Genomic DNA, 17,698 nt, shown 5'->3' on the forward strand with positions numbered 1-17,698 from the left:
GCTTACGACGCCTGCTTGAGCCGCTCCAGCGCCTCGAGCAGCTTGGCCTTGCGGGCGAGCGCGGCCTCGCGCTTCTCGCGCTCCTCCTCGACGACCTCCTCGGCCGCGTTGGCCACGAATTTCTCGTTGGCCAGTTTGGACTCGGCACGCTTGATGTCGGCGTCGGCCTTCCCGATCTCCTTGTCCAGACGCGTGCGCTCGGCGACGACGTCAATCACGCCCTTCAGCGGCAGCGCGGCCACCTCGCCGCGCACCAGGAGCTGGACCGCGCCGTCGGGCGCACGGTCCGCGAAGGAGATGTCCGACAGCCGCGCCATGCGCTTGATGACGTCGCTCCAGCGCGGCGCGCGCTCCTTCGTCTCGGCCGAGGCGCCTGCGAGCACCAGCGCCGTGAGGGTCGCCGGCGGGATGTTCATCTCGGCGCGCACCGAACGGATCTGCGTGACAAGGTCAATGACCCAGCCGATCTCGGCCTCGGCCGCGGGATCGGTGAAGTCGGCATGGTCGAAGATCGGCAGCACCCAAACCGGCGAGACGAGCGCGTCGGTCGGCCCCGTCGTCGCCGCGAGCATCGCAAGCTGCTCCGGCGTCGGCCCGGCCGGCTTCAGCGGCCACGGTGCCAGCGCGAGCAGACCGTCGCGCTTGGCCGTCACCTCCCACAGCTCCTCGGTGATGAAGGGCATGAAGGGGTGCAGCAGTTTCAGGATCTCGTCGCGCGCCCATGCCACCATGGCGCGGGTCTCGGCCTTGGCAGGGCTGTCGGGGCCGAGTAGCACGGGTTTTGCGAGCTCGAGATACCAGTCGCAATAGACGTTCCACACGAAGCGGTAGATGCTGCCGGCGGCGTCATTGAAGCGATAGGCCTCGATCGCCTCGGTCACCTCGCGCGTGGTGTGCGCACTCTCATGTGCGATCCAGCGGTTCAGCGTCTCTTTGACCTTCGCCGGCTCGAAGCCTTCGGGCACGGCGCAATGGTTCATCTCCGCAAAGCGCGACGCATTCCAGAGCTTGGTCGCGAAATTGCGATAGCCCTCGACACGGCTGGTGGCGAGCTTGATGTCGCGCCCCTGCGCGGCCATCGCGGCCAGCGTGAAGCGCAGCGCGTCCGCACCATATTGGTCGATCAGGCTGAGCGGATCGATGACGTTGCCCTTCGACTTCGACATCTTGGCGCCCTTCTCGTCGCGGACGAGGGCGTGGATGTAGATCGTCGAGAACGGCACCTCCTTCATGAAGTGCAGCCCCATCATCATCATGCGGGCGACCCAGAAGAAGATGATGTCGAAGCCCGTCACCAGTGCGTTGGTCGGGTAGTAGCGCTGCACTTCCGGCGCGTCTGCGGGCCAGCCGAGGGTCGAGAATGGCCACAGCGCCGAGGAGAACCAGGTGTCGAGCACGTCCTCGTCGCGCGTGATGAAGCCGTCACGCTTGTTGCGGTCGAGCGCCATCTCGCGGCCCTGCTCGACCGTGATGACTTCCTGCTCGACGTAATAGCCGAGGGCGTGGCTGACGGCCTCCTCCTCGGTCTCGGCGACGAACACCTTGCCATCAGGACCGTACCAGGCCGGGATCTGGTGGCCCCACCAGAGTTGGCGCGAGATGCACCAGGGCTGGATGTTCTCCATCCACTCGAAATAGGTTTTTTCCCAGTTCTTTGGCACGAAGGTGGTTTCGCCCGAACGCACGGCGGCCATCGCGGGCTTCGCCAGCGTCTTGGCGTCGACATACCATTGGTCGGTCAGATAGGGCTCGATCACCGTGCCGGAGCGGTCGCCATGCGGCACCATGTGGGTGTGAGGTTCGATCCGCTCGACGAAACCGAACGATTCCAGTCGCTCGACGATGCGCTTGCGCGCTGCAAAGCGATCGAGCTTGTTGAACTCCTCGGCGAACTGCGAGGCACCTTCCGGCAGGTCGCGCAGATAATCCTCGTTGTCGAGGAGATCGAGGCAACCTTCCTTGTCGATGACGCTGATTCGGGCGAGGCCGTGGCGATTGCCGACCTCGAAATCGTTGAAGTCGTGCGCCGGCGTCACCTTGACCGCGCCCGAGCCCTTCTCCGGATCGGAATAATCGTCGGCGACGATCTGGATCTTGCGGCCGACCAGCGGCAGGATCACGTTCTTGCCGACCAGCTTCTGATAGCGCTCGTCGTCGGGATGCACGGCCACCCCGGTATCGCCGAGCATGGTCTCCGGGCGCGTGGTGGCAACGACGATGAAGCTCGAGGGATCCTCGGGGCTGAAGATCTTGCCCTCGATCGGATAGCGCAGGTACCAGAGGCTACCCTTGACCTCGGTCTGCTGCACTTCGAGATCGGAGATCGCGGTGAGCAGCTTGGTGTCCCAGTTCACCAGCCGCTTGTCCTTGTAGATCAGGCCGTCGCGGTGCAGCTCGACGAACACCTTGACCACGGCCTTGGACAGGCCCTCGTCCATGGTGAAGCGTTCGCGCGACCAGTCACAGGAGGCGCCGAGCCGCTTGAGTTGGTTGATGATGGTGTCGCCGCTCTCGGCCTTCCACTGCCAGACCCGCTCCAGAAACTTCTCGCGGCCCATCTCGCGACGGCTGGGCTGCTGGCGCTCCATCAGCTGCCGCTCCACCACCATCTGGGTGGCGATGCCGGCATGGTCGGTGCCGGGCTGCCACAGCACGTCGCGACCGCGCATGCGCTCGAACCGGCACAGGATGTCCTGGAGCGTGTTGTTGAGGGCGTGGCCCATGTGCAGCGAGCCCGTCACGTTCGGCGGCGGGATCACGATGGTAAAGGGCACAGCGTCGCGGCGGTCTGGGCGGCCGGCCTTGAAGGCAAGGCTGTCCTCCCACACGACGGACATGCGGGCTTCGATATCGGCGGGCTGGTAATTTTTCTCGATCATGGCGCTGTTAGAAAGCCGCGCAGGGGGTCCAAGTCAACGGAAAGGTCAAAGGAAAGCCAGGCGGCAACAGGGCTTTCCGGTCCGGTCGGGAGACAGAATATGACCCACAAGCAGGGCTTTATGAGGGCTCTGCGGCCGATCTACCTGCCGCCGCGCGATACCCGCTCGATTTCGGCCTTCACGATGCGTTCGACCAGGCCCGGCAAATTGTCGTCCAGCCAGGATTTCAGCATCGGACGCAGCATCTCCTTGACCAGATCCTCCAGCGTTCGCGCATTGCTGCTGAGCACCGTGTGGGCCAGGGAATTGAAGGCGGATTCGACCGCGGAGACCGTCGATTGCGCCAGCATCGGCTGTTGGGGCGGCAGCGGCGGCGCATCGAAGTCCACGGGCGCATAGGATGCCGGCGTCGGACGCGGCGGCGGCGATTCGGCGAATTCGAGATCGTCGCGCGGCTCGACCTTGCGGAAGCTCGGCGGCGGCGGAGGCGGCGTCGGCTCCATCGCCAGCGCCATATCGTCGGTCAATTCCAGCACGTCGGGCTCAGGTTCGGGCTCCGGCTCGGGAGCACGGATTTCCGGCGCGGGCGTGGCTGCGTCGAGCCCCGCCAGCAGCGCGTCGATATCGTCCTGATTGTTGGATGCATCCACCTCGGGTGCGGCGGCCGGCGGCGCTGCCGGCTTTGCGGCCGGAGCCGGTGCCGGCTTTTCGGCGGCCGGTTTGGGCGGCGCGACCTTGGATGGCGGAATATCGTTGATCACCTGCGGCTTCGGTGACGCGGCGGGGGCGGCAGCTTTCTCGGGCTTAGCGGCATCCGCCGGCGGCGGCTTGGCCTCATCGTCGGCAATGATGCGCCGGATCGAGGCCAGAATCTCCTCCATCGAGGGTTCTGTGACCTTTGCAGGCTGCGTCATCTCCGACTCCACATCATCAACGCCCTCGCATGCGTTGTTTTACACCAAGCACAACAGGATTGGCCGGTTCCGGATGGGTGGCCCGACATTTTTCGTCGTGGCAGCCCGACTTGTCCCCAGATGACGGCTCAACGTGCAACGGTGCGCCCCTGCCCTCGGCACTCATGCTTTACGCACACGGCATCGGATGCAGAGCGAATCGACCCGCATCTTCTTGGCAAGGCTATGTCAGGGATTTTGATGATTGCAAGTAAACCACCGGTCGGCCTCGGCTATTTGCGAGGCCGACCGGATGATTACGGGACTCTAGCGTCCGTCTGGCGTGCGTACGCCGGCCCAGCTGTCGCGAACCTGCTGATAGTGAACGCTGGGATCGTAGACCGTGGTGTTGAGGCCGAGGACCTGCGGCGCGAGACGGCCGACCGCGTTGAGCACCGAATAGGACGCCACCACGCGGTCGTGCTGGGCAGTGACGAGCGCCACGCGCGCGTTGACCAGCGCCTGCTGCGCGTTGAGCACGTCCAGCGTGGTGCGCTGGCCGGCCTTGGCTTCCTCGCGCACGCCGTTCAGCGCGATCTCGGAGGCCGTAACCTGCGCCTGCGCGGACTGCACCTGCGCCTTGCCGGCTTCCAACTGGCCCCAGGCCTGCACGACGTTGGCACGGGTCTGATCGCGTGTGGTTTCAAGATTCAGGCGCTGCTGCGCCAAGTTCTCTTTCGATTGGCGGATCAGCGCATATTCAGCGCCGCCCTGATAGATCGGCACCGAGGCGGTCGCGATGGCGGAAGCGGTCGTCGTTCGGAAGACCGTCAGGGTCTGCTGGTACGACTGGGTGATGCCAGCCTGAACCGTGAGGGTCGGCAGCAGCGCGCCTTCGTTGATCTTGACCTGGAGATAATTGACGTCGATGCCGAACATCGATGCCGTGACGTTGGGGTTCTCCACTAGGCTGAGACCGACGGCGGAGGCGAGCGTCCCGGGCAGGAAACGATCGACCGGCGAGCCCGGCGCAAGGTTCGTCGGCTCGTTGCCGATGATCCGGCGGAAATTGGCACGCGTCGTCGTGAGATTCGATTCGGCCGTCAGGGCCTGGGTCCTGCCCGCCGCGAGCTGCGCTTCGGATTGCGCCACGTCCGTGCGCGTCACCTCGCCGACATTGAAGCGATCGCGCGTTTGCTTGAGCGTCTGTTCGAGGACGCGCACATTGCTGCGCTGAACTTCGAGTGTGGCGGAGTCACGAAGATAATCCATGTAGCTGGTGGCAGCCTGCAGCAGGACCGTCTGCTCGAGCACACGCAACGCCTCGCGGGATCCCGAGACCTGGCTTTCCGCCACGCGCGTCCTGTTGGCGGTCTGATTGCCGTTATAGAGCGTCTGGTTGATGGTCAGGCTGGCGCTATTGGGCTGAAGGGGCGGGTCGCTATGGATCGGCACAGCCTTCTGCGTCTGCTGAATATCCTGATATTGATAGCCGGTGCTGAGGTTGATCCCGACCTTGGGGCGATAGCCCGACAGCGCTTGCGGCACGTTCTCGTCAGTCGAGCGCACCTGGGCGCGCTGCGCGTTGAGCTGCGGATTGTTCTGATAAGCGCGCACCAGCGCAGCCTCGATCGTATCCGCCAAGGCAGGCGTCGGCGCGGCAAGCGCCAGCAGCAGGACCGAAACCGCTGCTCCGGTGAAGAGCTTCACCCCATGCATCCAAAAATTCCGTTCATTCTAACGCCCGGCTCGTGCCCGCGAGCTGGGTTACCGTCTACGAGTGGAGTCGTTGCCCCGCCGCAACATAGGACGCGGTCAAGCGCGACGGAACTACCTGAGGGGTGTTCTCGGTGGAAACTCTTCACGTGCAGCATCCCGGCCACACTTCTGATTCAGAACGGGATTTTAACGGGCCAAAGCCGTCAGAAGACGAAGGCGGCGGCCCGTTCCAGCCCCGGAAGGACCGGGGCTGCGGCATCGAACAGCGCCCGATGGCCGAATTCGCCGTGGGTATGGGTCACGATCATGGCTCGCGGCGGCCTGGATTCGGCCGAGACCCCCACCAGGCGCCCCCCCTCCTTGAGCTGCCCGAGCAGCCCTGCCGGGGTCACCTCGGTGGCGCCGTTGAGGACGATCGCATCATAGGGACCTGCGGCGGCATCACCCTCGGTGCAGGCCGCGGCCTTGCAGGCCACGTTGGCCAACCCGAGGGCGGCGAAGGCGTCGTTGGCCTTTGCCGCCAGGCCCAAATCGCATTCCGTCGCGATGACTTTGCGCGCGAGCTTGGCGGTCAGCGCAGCGAGATAGCCCGTGGCGCAGCCGACGACCAGCACGTCGTCATCCTCGCCGATCTCGGCGGCCTGGAGCAGCTTGCCGGTCAGCTGCGGCTTGATCAGGAACCGCTTGGCGCCTCCCTCGCTGACGTCGAGATCGAGGTCGAGATACGCCAATGCCTGCCGGCTGGCGGGCACGAAAGCCTCGCGCGGAACCGTGAGCATGGCGTCGAGAACACGACGGTCGGTGACGTCACTGGTGCGCACCTGGCCATCGACCATTTTTAGGCGCGCCGTCGAGAAAACGGACATTTGCGGACCCTGCAAGGCGGACGATGCCGCGGACGAAAGTTGGCGGCATCTTTGGAACAGGCCCTGCGAAAACGCAACATGGCTTTGGCCCGCAAACCGGGCCCTTCCGCAACTCGCAACGTCGAGGGTGAGCCGCCTATTCGATCGTGACCGCGAGGCGGCCGATCAATGCGGCGACTTCGTCCAGCCGTGCCGAATCGTGGGTCTCGACCGCCCGCGCCAGACAGGCGAGGCATTCGTCGTCGCTGAGTTCGGGGATGTCCGCCGGCAGAATGGAGGGGGCCAGCGGGAAACGGTCGACCTGGATGTCTCGCATGGGAATCAGCTCCGTAAAGGACCGGCCTCTGGAAGCTCGATTTCAATTGAGTCGTTTTGGCGTCACCAGGGAGGATGCCGGCTCGCGACGGTACACATCTAATTGAGGATCTGCCGCAACGAGATCGCACGCCAGATCAGAGTCTGGGCCCAAGTTACTGAAAATGAAGCGGAATTTGGCTCCCCGGGCTGGATTCGAACCAGCGACCATCCGATTAACAGTCGGATGCTCTACCGCTGAGCTACCGAGGAAAAGGGCGAACCTGTCGTTCGCGCGCGGCTGCGTATAACAAAGCCGCTTGCGCTTGCAAAGGACGAATTCGCTATCTGGCACATTGCGGCGAGGAAGGGCACGCGGCCCCTCCTCCGCCCGGCCTCAGGTCAAGTTACTCGGCGACGAACGAAGTGGTCTTGGTGCCGGAATCGTAGCGCAGCCGGAGTGCCGTGAACTTGCAGAGGTTGACGTTCTTCCAGAGCACGGTCTCGTCATAGTTCTGCCAGTCGACGCGGACGTTCCAGACGCATCCTTCGTCGTCATCGTCGAACTCGACATAGGTGCTCGCCTGGTTCTGCAAAACCTTGTCCAACTCGTTGTCCCATTCGTCCATGCCATCGTCCGGGGCGTTGAAGCCCAGGAATTTGATGGCATAGCCGGTCTCGTTGACGACAGTGACGTTGCGGGCGTCAGCCGCGTACGACGGCGCGGCGGCAATCGATAGACCGACCGCGATCAGTGCAGACAGAAAATACTTCATATGAAATTCCCCCGATCGAAACGGGCTTTCGGTGCCTGACGTCGATCGGCGCAGGCGCCGCGGCAACCAATGGCGTTGCCTCGAAGGATTCGTCGGAGGCGCAATCGAAAGGTGCAAGACGCGATCGATCCGCCTCCGGCTCTCTGCACGACGCGAGACGCGCAGCGAGCCAATTCTTATCGATTCGAATTCTCCGCAGCAATGAACCGGCATTCATAGATCGCGGGGTTTGTTGTCTCCGGGGCGGGCGCCCGGCACCGCGCGAATATGATTCTTGTCGCAGACACAGCTTCGCGCCCTCGCGGCTTGGCTCGCCCGAGCTTTGCTTTGTTTCGTACACCCTCCTCGTCAGAGGGCGCAGGGAAGACCGGGTGCCGGCTGGCACCCACGGTCCACTGTGCGAAGGTTGCGCTACAAGAGGCTGCACAGCGGCATACAGGTGAAGCCCAACACACGGCCTTCCCTGCGCAGTGGTTTGACGGCTTATGCCGAGCTCTCCCCGGGGAGCGATGCACTATTGCCCCCGTCGCCTTGCGGATGGCTGATGCTGCGTGCCCGGTCGGGCAGCGACATCACCACAAGACTTGACGCACAGACCCCGGGCGTCAGGACGACACGGTTTTGCCGTACGCTAATAGCACCGGTCGTGTGCGCGACGCCTTCGCTCACGGTTGCCCGCCCTGCAAAGCCCTTCGCGCCGATGTGACTAGCGTCCACCGCAGCTCACCCCGCGTTCGTGACGATCGCGATACGCCCCGCTGACAGGGATGAGGTGGCGACTGAATACGCCAGAGTCGAATTTCGGTAAAGTAGAATCTTTTCGCGCGAGCGGATTGACCCGTCGTTTGGGTGTTTTGCCCGTCGGGCAACGCAAGGGCTTGTAGCCCGGATGGAGCGAAGCGAAATCCGGGGCCCTGTATCCGTTAAACGAATCCCGGATTGCGCTTCGCTCCATCCGGCCTACGGATCATCTCCTCACGGCCGGCGGCAGACCAGGTCGATCTCGATCAGCGCGTCGTAGGCAAGCCCGGTGACACCGACGCAGGTGCGGGCCGGCAGGCGGTCGGGCGGAAAGAACGCGCGATAAGTCTCGTTCATCGCGGTGTAGTCTTCCTTGAAACGCGTGAGATAGATGCGTGTCATCACGACGTGCTCGAAACCGAGATCGAGGCCCGCCAACACCACCTTCAAATTCTCCATCACCGCCCTCGTCTGCGCCACGATGCCCTCCGGCAGCACGCCCGGGATTTGCGGCGTGTCCGGCATCTGGCCGGTGACAAAGACAAAACCGTCGGTCTCCACCGCGTGGCTGAAGGGCGCGACCGGCTTGGGTCCGCCGCTGATCATGTGGAATTTCACTGGAGTATCCTTCGGTTTAAGGCGCGTCCAGAAACAGGCGCTTGCTGATGATCGCGTGCACGCCCCAATTGCCGTCGACCACCTGCGTGACGCCGAAGTCGACGGCGGCCGACATCAGCGCGATCGCCTCGTCCTCGCTCAACCCCTTCACGTTCATCAGGAAGCGTCGCATCTTGCGAAACGCATCTTTCATGGCGAGATCGAGCGAGGACTTTGCGTAAACCTCGCTCTGGCCCTGAGCGCCGAACTCGGCGAGGTAGTTGGGATGGCTGAATCCGGTCAGGACCCAATCAGATTCGGTTTCGATCAGGGGATAAGAGAGATCGGCGAAGGGTTGGCCGGAGAGGTCGGCCTTCTTGTGCAGGATCACCTCGAAGGTTCCGGTCATCGAGCATTCAATCGCGGTGCCGCTCAATTCGCCGTCGCCTTGCGTGGCATGGGGATCGCCGACCGATAACAATGCGCCGGGAACGGAGACCGGAAGATAGACGGTCGCCCCCTTCCCCAAGCGCCAATTGTCGAGATTGCCGCCGAAATAGGACGGTGGCACGGAGTCGATGAAATCGACCTCGCGCGGCGCCACCGCGATCACGCCGAAATGCGGGCGCAAGGGAATGCGGATGCCGTCGAGCACGGCGTGGCGGCGCTTCACGGTGCCGGGCAAGACCGGAACGCCGGGATAGTCGTAGGTGGCGTGCACCACGCCAAACGGGTCGGTCTGCGGCTCCCAGCGGTAGGAATACAGCGCGCGGGCATGCGGCGCATCGGTATCGTCCAGGATTTCGTAGATCGTCACGACCTCGCGCGGCTTCGGTCCTGAAAGAAATTCGTCGTAATGATAGCCCCACCAGGCCGCGACCGAGGAGCCGAACACGCGCCCTGAATGTTTCGGATGACGACTTGTGCGCGGTACGATGTCGAGGATCCGGACTTCCAGCACGTCGCCGGGCTGGGCGTCCTTCACCGACACGGGCCCCGTGCAGATGTGCACGCCAAAGCCTTCGCCGGCGCCGCGCCCGAATATGCTGGCATCCATCGGACCCGCGCCGCGGCGATCCACGTTCTTCCTCGCCTTGGTCCAACCGAATACACTTTCGGCGGCGGTATCGCCCGCGATCATCAGCTCAGGATCATCGGAGGCATGCTGCGTTAGCGTTTCGATCGTGATCGTATCACCCGAATTGATCTCGAGCTGCGGCTGTAACGCGCGACTGAAATATCCCCAATGAACACGGTGGGCTTCGATCGGAAGATGATGATGCTTGCGTTCGGCCGTTCTCGGCTCGTCGATGTCGGTTCGGGCGAGATTGCCGCGCGCCTCGGCGCTCGCCGGGTGCACGCGAAGCTGCGCCAGCGCATCCTGCGGCCAGCCGCGCTGACCGGCTATCCCCTGCTGGGTCGTCGCCCGCTCCGCTTCCTGCTGGCGAAACTCGCGCGGCGGCAGCCCGAAGCGATGGCGGAAGGCGCGGCTGAAATGCGCGGAATCGCCAAACCCATAGGCGTAGGCGATCTCCGAAATTGAGCGATGCGCCTCGGACGGATTGGACAGATCGGCCCAGGCGCGCTGCAGCCGCCGCTCGCGAACGTAATGAGTAAAGTTGTCGCCGACCGTCTCGAACAGCTTTTGCAGATAGCGCTCGGAAATCCCTTCGGCCTGCGCGACGCGCGCCGGCACCAGTCCGGGATCGTCGAGGCGGCGTTCGATGGTCTGGCAGATCCGGTGCAGGAGTGCCGACTGCGTCGCGCTCGATCCGGCGTCGGACGTCGAAGCCGCCAATTGATGGGCGAGTGTCAGCAGCAGATCGACGAGCGACTGCGTGACCGCATTCCATTCGGCATCGCTCAGCGTGTCGAGCGTGCGCGCGGTCGCGTCCATCAAGCGCGCGAAGACATCGGCAAAGCCGCTGGGCGGAACGACCCTGGGTTCGCCGAGCCGCGGCCTGCCCGAGAGGCGGCCGTGCAGCGCCTCCGAGGTCACCGACAGCACGACGGCGCGCATGTCGCGCTGGAATACGATGCTCCAGTCCCCGCTCCGCGGCAGCAGCACGAGATGGCCCACCGGAACGATGCGATGGCCGGCGGCGCTCTTGAGCACCATGCCGTCCTCGACCGGCATCAGCGCAATCGGCAGGTCTTCGTTGGCCTGCGGACGCGGACCGATGGTCTGGGCGCCGGCCGCCATGCGCGTCAGCGCAACGCCTGCGGCGTGGCGATGTGACGCCGTTGCGTGCCCATCCAGGAAGCAATGGCCTGCCGCCGGCTGCAGGCCGACCGCGGCGAGCACGTCCCGCCAGGCTTCGGGGCGGTCGTCTTGAGCGTAGGACTCGCTCGTGAAAGGACGGAAGCTCATCGGATCGACCCAGATTGCAGTGGATCGAAGCAACCTCTGTGCCAGACGAACGTGGTCATCCGTCGCAGCGAGGGGCCGCAAATGACGGTCTTTTGTCACGTCCTCATCCTGGAAATGAGCTGTTCTTCAAAGTGTTGGAGCGCGATGTCAACGTCGAGCACGATGTGTAGCCTGGATGGAGCGAAGCGTAATCCGGGGGCCTTTTGAGTCCGGCGTGACAAACCCGGATTGCGTTGCGCTCCATCCGGGCTACGGCCCATCAGTCGCACCGAAAGATGTTTTTGCGGATCGTGCCGTGAACTCCCCAATTGGCATCGACCACCTGGGTGACGCCGAAATCGGCGCCGACCGATAGCAGCGAAATCGCCTCGTCCTCGCTCAAACCGTGCACGGTCATCAGGAACCTCCTGAGCTTGCGGAACGCATCGCGCATCGCACGGTCGAGACTCGAGTGGTTGGCAATCTCGGTCTGTGCGTCGGCGCCGAGCGCGGCGAGGTAGTTCGGATAGGTGAAGCCGTAGAACGACCACGCCTGATCGGTCTCCAGCATCGGATGATCGAGACCTTCGAGGCTGGTGCCGGCGAGATCGGCCTTCTTGTGCAGGACGAACTCGAAATCGCCGGTCAGCGAGGTTTCGATCGCGGTGCCGCCAAGCTCGCTGTCGCCTTGCGCGGCGTGGGGATCGCCGACCGAGAAATAGGCGCCGGGGATCGCGACCGGATAGAACATCCGCGCCCCCTTGCCGATGCGCCAGTCGTCGATGTTGCCGCCGGTATAGCTCGGCGGGATCGAGCTGACGAAATCGGCCTCCGACGGCGCGAGCCCCATGGTGCCAAAATGCAGCCGTGCCGGCACCCTGACGCTTGTGAGGATGTTCTCGCGCTTCTTGATGGTGGCGTGATCGACGCGCACGCCGGGATAATCGATGGTCGGATGCACGATGCCGTCAGGGTCGGTCTGGGGCGTCCAGACGTAGTTGTAGACCGCTTTGGCGCAGGGCTCGCCTGACGTGTCGAGCTCGAAGATGGTGACGACCTCGCGCGGCTTCGGCTCCTCGATCAGATCGTGATAGTGAAAGCCCCAATTGGCGGCGACGTTGGAGCCGAAGCAGCGCCCGGCATGACAGGTGCTGCAGCTCGGCCGCGGCCGGATATCGAGGATGCGCACTTCGAGGATGTCGCCCGGTTCGGCGCCTTCGATCGCGACCGGACCGGTGAGGAGATGCACGCCGATCCCCTCGCCTGCTCCGCGGATGAACGGGCCTTCGGTCGGGCCCGAACCGCGCCGCGCGACGGCCTTGTGCTCGCGCGTCCATTGGAACACGCTCTCGGCGCCGGGATCACCCTGGATCATGCGCTTGTAGTCATCATTGGCGTGATGGGTCAGCGTCTCGATGGTGGCGCGATCGCCCGAGCGCAGGGTCAGGGCCGGCGCGACCTTCTTGGAGAAATAGCCCCAGTGGACGGTCTTCGGCGAAACCGGCAGCGTGACATGCTTCATGAGGTGGCCTCTTCTGGAAACGCGGTCTTGAACGGTGTGGGTGCGGCTCTCATCGCACCACCTCCGGAGTCTTGTCGGCTTCCATCACGCTGAGGAAACGCGCGGTCAGCGGATTGCGCGGGTTGGAGAGCACCTCGTGAGCCGGCCCCTCCTCGATGATCGTGCCGCCGCTCAGGAACGCGACGCGGTCGGCGACCTCGTCTGCGAAGCGGATCTGGTGCGTCGAGATGATCATGGTGAGGCCGTCATCGACGGCGAGACGCCGGATCACTTCCAGCACCTCGCTCACGAGCTCGGGATCCAGCGCCGAGGTCGGCTCGTCCAAGAGTAGCACGCTGGGGTTCGGTGCGAGCGCTCGGGCGATCGCGACGCGCTGCTGCTGACCGCCGGAGAGATGCCGCGGCAGCGCGTCGGCTCGGTGCGACAGCCCGACCCGGTCGAGCAGCTCGGCGGCGCGGCGATCGGCATCGATGCGGGTCATGCCGTGCACCCAGCGCAAGGGCCCGGCGATGTTCTCCTTGGCCGAGAGGTGGGCGAACAAATTGAATTGCTGGAACACCATGCCGACGCCCACGCTTGCCCGCTCATTGGCGATCGCGCGGGGCGGCAGCAGCTTGCCGTCGTCGCCAAAACCGAGGCGGCGGCCGCCGACACGCACCGTGCCTCCGTCCCAGCTTTCGAGATGATTGATGCAGCGGAGCAGCGTGCTCTTGCCGGAGCCGCTGGGCCCGAGCAGCGCGACGACCTCGCCGACGCGCACCGTAAGATCGAGGCCGCCAAGCACCTTTTGCGCGCCGTAGCTCTTGGTGAGGTCCTTGGTCTCGACCGCGATGTTGTTGCGTGAAATCGTCGCCGCGCGCCGGGTGCGTTCCTCGCGGGTCAAGGCCGGCGGCGGCGTGTCGGTGAGATCAGCCTGTCCAGGCACTTGGACGTCGACGGTCGCTGCGGCAAGTTCGAGCTTGGTGGCGAGATCGACGCGGCGCCAGGGTAGATAATCGGCGAGCTTGCGCTGGCGACCTTTGGTGCGATCGAGATCGAGCAACCATTCGACGAAAAGCTGGATGATGCTGATGGCAAAGGTCAGCACCAGGTACAGCAGGCCCGAGGCGAAGAAGATCGAGAAGAAGTCAAAGGTCGAGGACGCAAGCTGGGTCGAGCGCAGGGTCAGCTCCTGGACCGCGACCACGGAGGCGAGCGACGAATTCTTCAGCGCACTCACGGCCTCGTTCCCGAAGGCCGGGATCATGGTCCGGATCGCCTGCGGCGCGATCACCCGCCACATCAGGATCCGCGGCGTCATGCCGAGCGCCTGGCCGGCCGTCACCTGCCCGCGATCGACGCCGAGCACGCCGGCGCGCAGCATCTCGGCGATGAACGGCGCCTCGTTGCAGGCCAGCGCAAGGCCGGCGGCCAGCACTGCCGGCAGCTTGATGCCGATATGCGGCAACGCGTCGTAGGCGAACACCATCTGCAGGATCAGCGGCGTGCCGCGGAAGATCACGGTGTAGGCCCTGGCGATCGCCGCCAGCAGCCAGAAGCGGGAGAGCTGCATGCCGGCGAGGATCAATCCAAGGATCAATCCGCCGCCGAGCCCGAGGGCAGTCACCTCGAGGGTGAGCTCGATGCCCTCGAGCAGATACGGCATGCTCAGGTAATGGAGGAACAGCGACATCAATCGGCCGTCAGAACGTCAGGCTCCTTGAAGTTGTTCACATCGAGCCCATGCTTCTTCAGAAGCTCCATATGCGTGCCGGCCTTCTGCACTTCGATCAGGGCTGCGAGCACGGCGTCGCGGAATTTCGGCTTGTCCTTCGGAACGCCGATTCCGACGGAATACGGGATCGTCACCGCGGTCGCCTTCTCCAGCTTGTCCGGATAGGCCTTCACCGCGCTGTCGACGGTGTTGACGTCGTTGACATAGGTGTCGGCACGACCGGCAAGAATCGCCTGGATGCAGTTGGCGTTGTTGTCGTAGAGCTGGATGGTCGGCTCGGCCTTGCCGGCCTTCTTGCACTCGGGCATCAGCGCCTGGATCAGCGGCACCTCGACATAGCCGGTGTTTTCGGCGGCAGCCGCGCCGCACATCGACATATTGATGCCGTTGATGCCCTTCGGATTCCCCTTGGCGACCAGCACGCCGTCGAACACTTTCGAATAGGTGATGAAGTCGGCGGCCTTGGCGCGCTCCTTGGTGGCGTAGATGTCGGAAATCACGATGTCGGCTTGTCCCGCGGCCAGCGTCGTCAGGAGCGCCGCGAACGTCACCGGCTTGTAGGTCAACTTGAAGCCGAGGCATTCGCCGATGGCTTCGCCGAGATCGATGTCGAAGCCGATATACTTGCTCGGATCCTTCGGATCGATGGTCTCATAGCCCGGCGTGTGCGGGTTGATGGCGTTGACGAGGGTCTTGCCCTTCCAGTCCGGATATTTGTCCTGGAGCGCGGCGCAGGCCGCAGGCGCCGCAGCCTGCGCGCTCAGGGGCGCGGCTGCCAGCGCGCCGAAAGTGACCGCGGCGCCGAGCGCGGCCTTGTGCCAAGACAGCGATGCACGTGCGTTCCCCCGCGCCTGGGGCAATACGGGTCTCTCCATCTCCAGCTCCTTCGAATTGTCATGGCAATGGCCATGTTCCAGATCGCGGAAGCGAGCCTAGGAGGAGAGCGGACCGGAAAGCTTGTCCGCGGGCGTACAAAAAATTGGATGGAGGGAGCCCGCCATTTGGGCAGGCAGCTGCTCAAAAACTGTTCGTGAATGCGGGACGCTGTAGCGCGCAATTCCGAATTCGGGGAAACCACATGATCTTGCGTGACGCCGCGATCTGCACGATCAGGGAATCATGCGGTGAGGTCATTTGACAGAGATATGACAATCAAAGGACGCATCTGCGGCCGACATCCGAAGCACTTCCCCCGCCGTCCCCAGCCTGTCCGCAGCATACCCACAGGTGTATCCACAGGACGACTATGCCGGATTCGCCTGCCCGCGCGAGCCACTTGCTGCGCACAAACCCACAGGGCCGGTATGTCAGCCGCCGGCCTGATCGAACACGATGCGGCAAGCCTCACTCAAGCTTGGCCTGTTACGGCGCAGGCAGGCCGTGATGGCGCGGACGTTGGGGATTTCGCCGGCGCAGAGCCGGTAGACGTCGGGGTACAGGCCCGGCGCTGCTCGGGTGTTCCCTGCTGCGCATGGGCGGCGGAGGCAAACAGCGTCAGGAACAGCCCGACCGTCGAGGCCCGGCGCGCCCGGCTTTTCACGCCCGCAAATCGCAAGAACCGCGCCTTCATGACCAGTCTCCCGTCTGCTTTGCCCGACCGGCCTGTATTGGCCGGTGTGCAAAGGGGTAGGAGAAATAAACAGCGAAAGATGGGACATCCTTCACACTGCGGGCACCCCGGCAGGAACCTAAGTTTCCCAACGCGATTTCATCAATCGCTAACCAATCGGGACCCGATTGGCGGATCGTTAAAATGCGATCGATCGGCTCAACCGGGAAACAAACCGGCTTTGCGATATTGCGCCATCCGCGGTCCGGAGGGTGTGATGAGCGAAGCCGAATTCAACTTGCTGCTGGATGCCGTCCAGGACGCCATGGTCCATGAAGATCTGGCGTTCGTGCCGGGGGAGGATTTCGTGCCGCGCTCGTGGACGTATTACGCGAAGCCCAACGCCTCCGCGAAGCCCAAGGCCGCCAATGACAATGAGGGCGCCTGGCCCCTGGTGCCTTTCCCGGACGGCTGGTACGCGGCCTGCTGAAGCCAATTTCACCGTGAGCCGACGCGCCCGCGCTCCGCGGGCGTTTTGCTATGGCAGCTACGCGGTGAAAATCCCGCGTGATCGCGATCAGGTCTTGACCCGCTCCCCGCCGTCCTGCTGCGCCTGGTCGGGTGCGGCCGGCGGAAAGATGCTGTCATAGATCGCACGGGCCTCGCGAATGAGGCGGGCCCGCTCCAGCTCGGATTTCGGGACAAATCGGACGATTTCGCTCACGTGCTCTCCAGCGCTCGATCGTTGGGATGCATCATTTCGCAGATGCGAAGACTATGCCAGCGGGCTGAATGGCGGGTTTCCCCCGGGCCCCGGGCGAACCCGGTGTGCGCCGCCAGCATGCATCGCTCGCGCGGGCCGATGGCAGCCGCGATACGATCGAATATTGCTGAAATATCAGGAGGTTGAGATGGAGGCCACGTCGGGACTCGAACCCGAGTAAACGGTTTTGCAGACCGGCGCGTAACCACTCCGCCACGTGGCCCCAACGAGGGCGGAGCAATATAGGGGATCACAGGCTTAGGCAACCCCGACCGGACCAGCTACGCCTTCGCGCCGCCGAGATATTGGCCGAGAATTTCATCGGTCGCGCCGGCGGCCACAATCCGCCCCTCCTCCAGCAGGATCGCGCGGTTGCAGGTGCTCTTGATCAACTCGATGTCGTGCGAGGCGAGCACCAGAATGCCGGCGCGTACAACGATCCCGTCGAGCCGCTGCCGCGCCTTCTTGCGGAACTGCTGGTCGCCGACGCCGATCCATTCGTCGAGCAGCACGATCTCGCCCTCGACGGCGGTTGCGACTGCAAAGATCAGGCGCAGCATCATGCCGCTGGAATAGGTGCGCAGCGGCAGGTCGAGCCGGTCGCCCAGTTCGGTGAATGCGGCGATCTCCCCCCGCTTGGCGTCGATCTCGGAGCGCCGTGCGCCGATCACGAGGCCACGCCGCATGATGTTCTCGTAGCCGGTCGCTTCCTCGTCGAATCCGGCCGAGAGATCGAACAGCGGCAGACAGCGGCCCAGCACGTCCACGCTGCCCGACGTCGGATGGTAGATGCCGGCGAGCACCCGCAGCAGCGTGGTCTTGCCGGCGCCATTGGCGCCGATGATGGCGACGCGATCGCCGGCACGGATGTCGAGGTTGACGTCATTCAACGCGGAGACGATGTGCGGGGTCGCCGTGGTCCGCCGCAGTGTCATCGCGTTGACGAACCGGCTGCGCAGCGAGCGGTCGCGGAACGACAGCACCGGAAACCTTACCGAGACGTTGCGAAGCGCGATATGAGCTGCGGGGGTCATA

General features: G+C 64.2%; 14 protein-coding genes, 2 tRNA genes and 1 pseudogene. 1 reads left to right on the forward strand and 16 read right to left on the reverse strand.

Annotation, left to right across the window (positions count from 1 at the left end):
• Window positions 1–2: 2 nt before the first annotated feature.
• The 13 genes and pseudogenes from IVB42_RS04525 to IVB42_RS04585 all read right to left on the reverse strand — a co-directional run bounded on the left by IVB42_RS04525 (window position 3) and on the right by IVB42_RS04585 (window position 15,921).
• Window positions 3–2,879 (reverse strand): valine--tRNA ligase, encoded by a 2,877-nt coding sequence (locus tag IVB42_RS04525; RefSeq protein ID WP_085349819.1) that lies wholly within the window; start codon window positions 2,877–2,879, stop codon window positions 3–5.
• 140 nt (window positions 2,880–3,019) lie between these two features.
• Complete coding sequence (locus tag IVB42_RS04530; protein ID WP_247395659.1) at window positions 3,020–3,793, reverse strand: DUF2497 domain-containing protein; 774 nt, start codon at window positions 3,791–3,793, stop codon at window positions 3,020–3,022.
• 306 nt (window positions 3,794–4,099) lie between these two features.
• Complete coding sequence (locus tag IVB42_RS04535) at window positions 4,100–5,491, reverse strand: TolC family outer membrane protein (RefSeq protein WP_247296776.1); 1,392 nt, start codon at window positions 5,489–5,491, stop codon at window positions 4,100–4,102.
• Window positions 5,492–5,694: 203 nt separating this feature from the next.
• Window positions 5,695–6,357 carry a protein-L-isoaspartate O-methyltransferase gene (locus IVB42_RS04540; RefSeq protein ID WP_247296778.1) on the reverse strand — a complete coding sequence of 221 codons (663 nt, stop codon included), beginning with the start codon at window positions 6,355–6,357 and terminating at the stop codon, window positions 5,695–5,697.
• 136 nt (window positions 6,358–6,493) lie between these two features.
• Complete coding sequence (locus IVB42_RS04545; RefSeq protein ID WP_026233446.1) at window positions 6,494–6,673, reverse strand: hypothetical protein; 180 nt, start codon at window positions 6,671–6,673, stop codon at window positions 6,494–6,496.
• Between the two features lie 176 nt (window positions 6,674–6,849).
• Window positions 6,850–6,924: transfer RNA gene (locus tag IVB42_RS04550), tRNA-Asn, on the reverse strand.
• A gap of 134 nt (window positions 6,925–7,058) precedes the next feature.
• Window positions 7,059–7,427: a hypothetical protein gene (locus IVB42_RS04555; RefSeq protein ID WP_085349822.1), complete on the reverse strand. Its 369-nt coding sequence runs from the start codon at window positions 7,425–7,427 to the stop codon at window positions 7,059–7,061.
• Between the two features lie 975 nt (window positions 7,428–8,402).
• A complete protein-coding gene (locus IVB42_RS04560) occupies window positions 8,403–8,786 on the reverse strand; it encodes a RidA family protein (protein WP_026233445.1) in 384 nt (127 codons plus the stop codon).
• Between the two features lie 16 nt (window positions 8,787–8,802).
• Window positions 8,803–11,136, reverse strand: coding sequence for an acetamidase/formamidase family protein (locus IVB42_RS04565; RefSeq protein WP_018457810.1), 2,334 nt, complete (start codon window positions 11,134–11,136; stop codon window positions 8,803–8,805).
• Window positions 11,137–11,395: 259 nt separating this feature from the next.
• Window positions 11,396–12,637 (reverse strand): acetamidase/formamidase family protein, encoded by a 1,242-nt coding sequence (locus tag IVB42_RS04570; protein WP_247395661.1) that lies wholly within the window; start codon window positions 12,635–12,637, stop codon window positions 11,396–11,398.
• A gap of 49 nt (window positions 12,638–12,686) precedes the next feature.
• Complete coding sequence (locus tag IVB42_RS04575; RefSeq protein ID WP_247395663.1) at window positions 12,687–14,309, reverse strand: amino acid ABC transporter permease/ATP-binding protein; 1,623 nt, start codon at window positions 14,307–14,309, stop codon at window positions 12,687–12,689.
• Window positions 14,309–15,226, reverse strand: a complete 918-nt coding sequence (locus IVB42_RS04580) for an ABC transporter substrate-binding protein (RefSeq protein ID WP_247296780.1) — start codon at window positions 15,224–15,226, stop codon at window positions 14,309–14,311. Before IVB42_RS04580 ends, IVB42_RS04575 begins: the two co-directional genes overlap by 1 nt.
• A gap of 432 nt (window positions 15,227–15,658) precedes the next feature.
• A pseudogene (locus tag IVB42_RS04585) lies at window positions 15,659–15,921 on the reverse strand (hypothetical protein).
• Window positions 15,922–16,177: 256 nt separating this feature from the next.
• Here IVB42_RS04585 and IVB42_RS04590 point away from each other — a divergent pair.
• Window positions 16,178–16,390, forward strand: coding sequence for a hypothetical protein (locus tag IVB42_RS04590; RefSeq protein WP_085349828.1), 213 nt, complete (start codon window positions 16,178–16,180; stop codon window positions 16,388–16,390).
• Window positions 16,391–16,477: 87 nt separating this feature from the next.
• Here the strand turns inward: IVB42_RS04590 and IVB42_RS04595 are convergent, their stop codons facing one another.
• From IVB42_RS04595 to IVB42_RS04605, 3 genes are all read right to left on the reverse strand, one after another.
• Window positions 16,478–16,624, reverse strand: coding sequence for a hypothetical protein (locus IVB42_RS04595; RefSeq protein ID WP_247296782.1), 147 nt, complete (start codon window positions 16,622–16,624; stop codon window positions 16,478–16,480).
• 188 nt (window positions 16,625–16,812) lie between these two features.
• Window positions 16,813–16,886 (reverse strand) — tRNA-Cys (locus tag IVB42_RS04600).
• 58 nt (window positions 16,887–16,944) lie between these two features.
• On the reverse strand, window positions 16,945–17,697 hold the full coding sequence (locus tag IVB42_RS04605; protein WP_247395673.1) for an ABC transporter ATP-binding protein: 753 nt from the start codon (window positions 17,695–17,697) through the stop codon (window positions 16,945–16,947).
• Between the last annotated feature and the right edge of the window lies 1 nt (window position 17,698).

Origin of the sequence: Bradyrhizobium sp. 45 (genome assembly GCF_023073155.1) — a bacterium.
Lineage (GTDB): Bacteria > Pseudomonadota > Alphaproteobacteria > Rhizobiales > Xanthobacteraceae > Bradyrhizobium > Bradyrhizobium canariense_D.

Coding starts and splice junctions, on each gene's coding strand:
- IVB42_RS04525 (WP_085349819.1), bottom strand. CDS start 2,879: ATGATCGAGAAAAATTACCAGCCCGCCGATATCGAAGCCCGCATGTCC.
- IVB42_RS04530 (WP_247395659.1), bottom strand. CDS start 3,793: ATGACGCAGCCTGCAAAGGTCACAGAACCCTCGATGGAGGAGATTCTG.
- IVB42_RS04535 (WP_247296776.1), bottom strand. CDS start 5,491: ATGCATGGGGTGAAGCTCTTCACCGGAGCAGCGGTTTCGGTCCTGCTG.
- IVB42_RS04540 (WP_247296778.1), bottom strand. CDS start 6,357: ATGTCCGTTTTCTCGACGGCGCGCCTAAAAATGGTCGATGGCCAGGTG.
- IVB42_RS04545 (WP_026233446.1), bottom strand. CDS start 6,673: ATGCGAGACATCCAGGTCGACCGTTTCCCGCTGGCCCCCTCCATTCTG.
- IVB42_RS04555 (WP_085349822.1), bottom strand. CDS start 7,427: ATGAAGTATTTTCTGTCTGCACTGATCGCGGTCGGTCTATCGATTGCC.
- IVB42_RS04565 (WP_018457810.1), bottom strand. CDS start 11,136: ATGAGCTTCCGTCCTTTCACGAGCGAGTCCTACGCTCAAGACGACCGC.
- IVB42_RS04570 (WP_247395661.1), bottom strand. CDS start 12,637: ATGAAGCATGTCACGCTGCCGGTTTCGCCGAAGACCGTCCACTGGGGC.
- IVB42_RS04575 (WP_247395663.1), bottom strand. CDS start 14,309: ATGTCGCTGTTCCTCCATTACCTGAGCATGCCGTATCTGCTCGAGGGC.
- IVB42_RS04580 (WP_247296780.1), bottom strand. CDS start 15,226: ATGGAGAGACCCGTATTGCCCCAGGCGCGGGGGAACGCACGTGCATCG.
- IVB42_RS04590 (WP_085349828.1), top strand. CDS start 16,178: ATGAGCGAAGCCGAATTCAACTTGCTGCTGGATGCCGTCCAGGACGCC.
- IVB42_RS04605 (WP_247395673.1), bottom strand. CDS start 17,697: ATGACCCCCGCAGCTCATATCGCGCTTCGCAACGTCTCGGTAAGGTTT.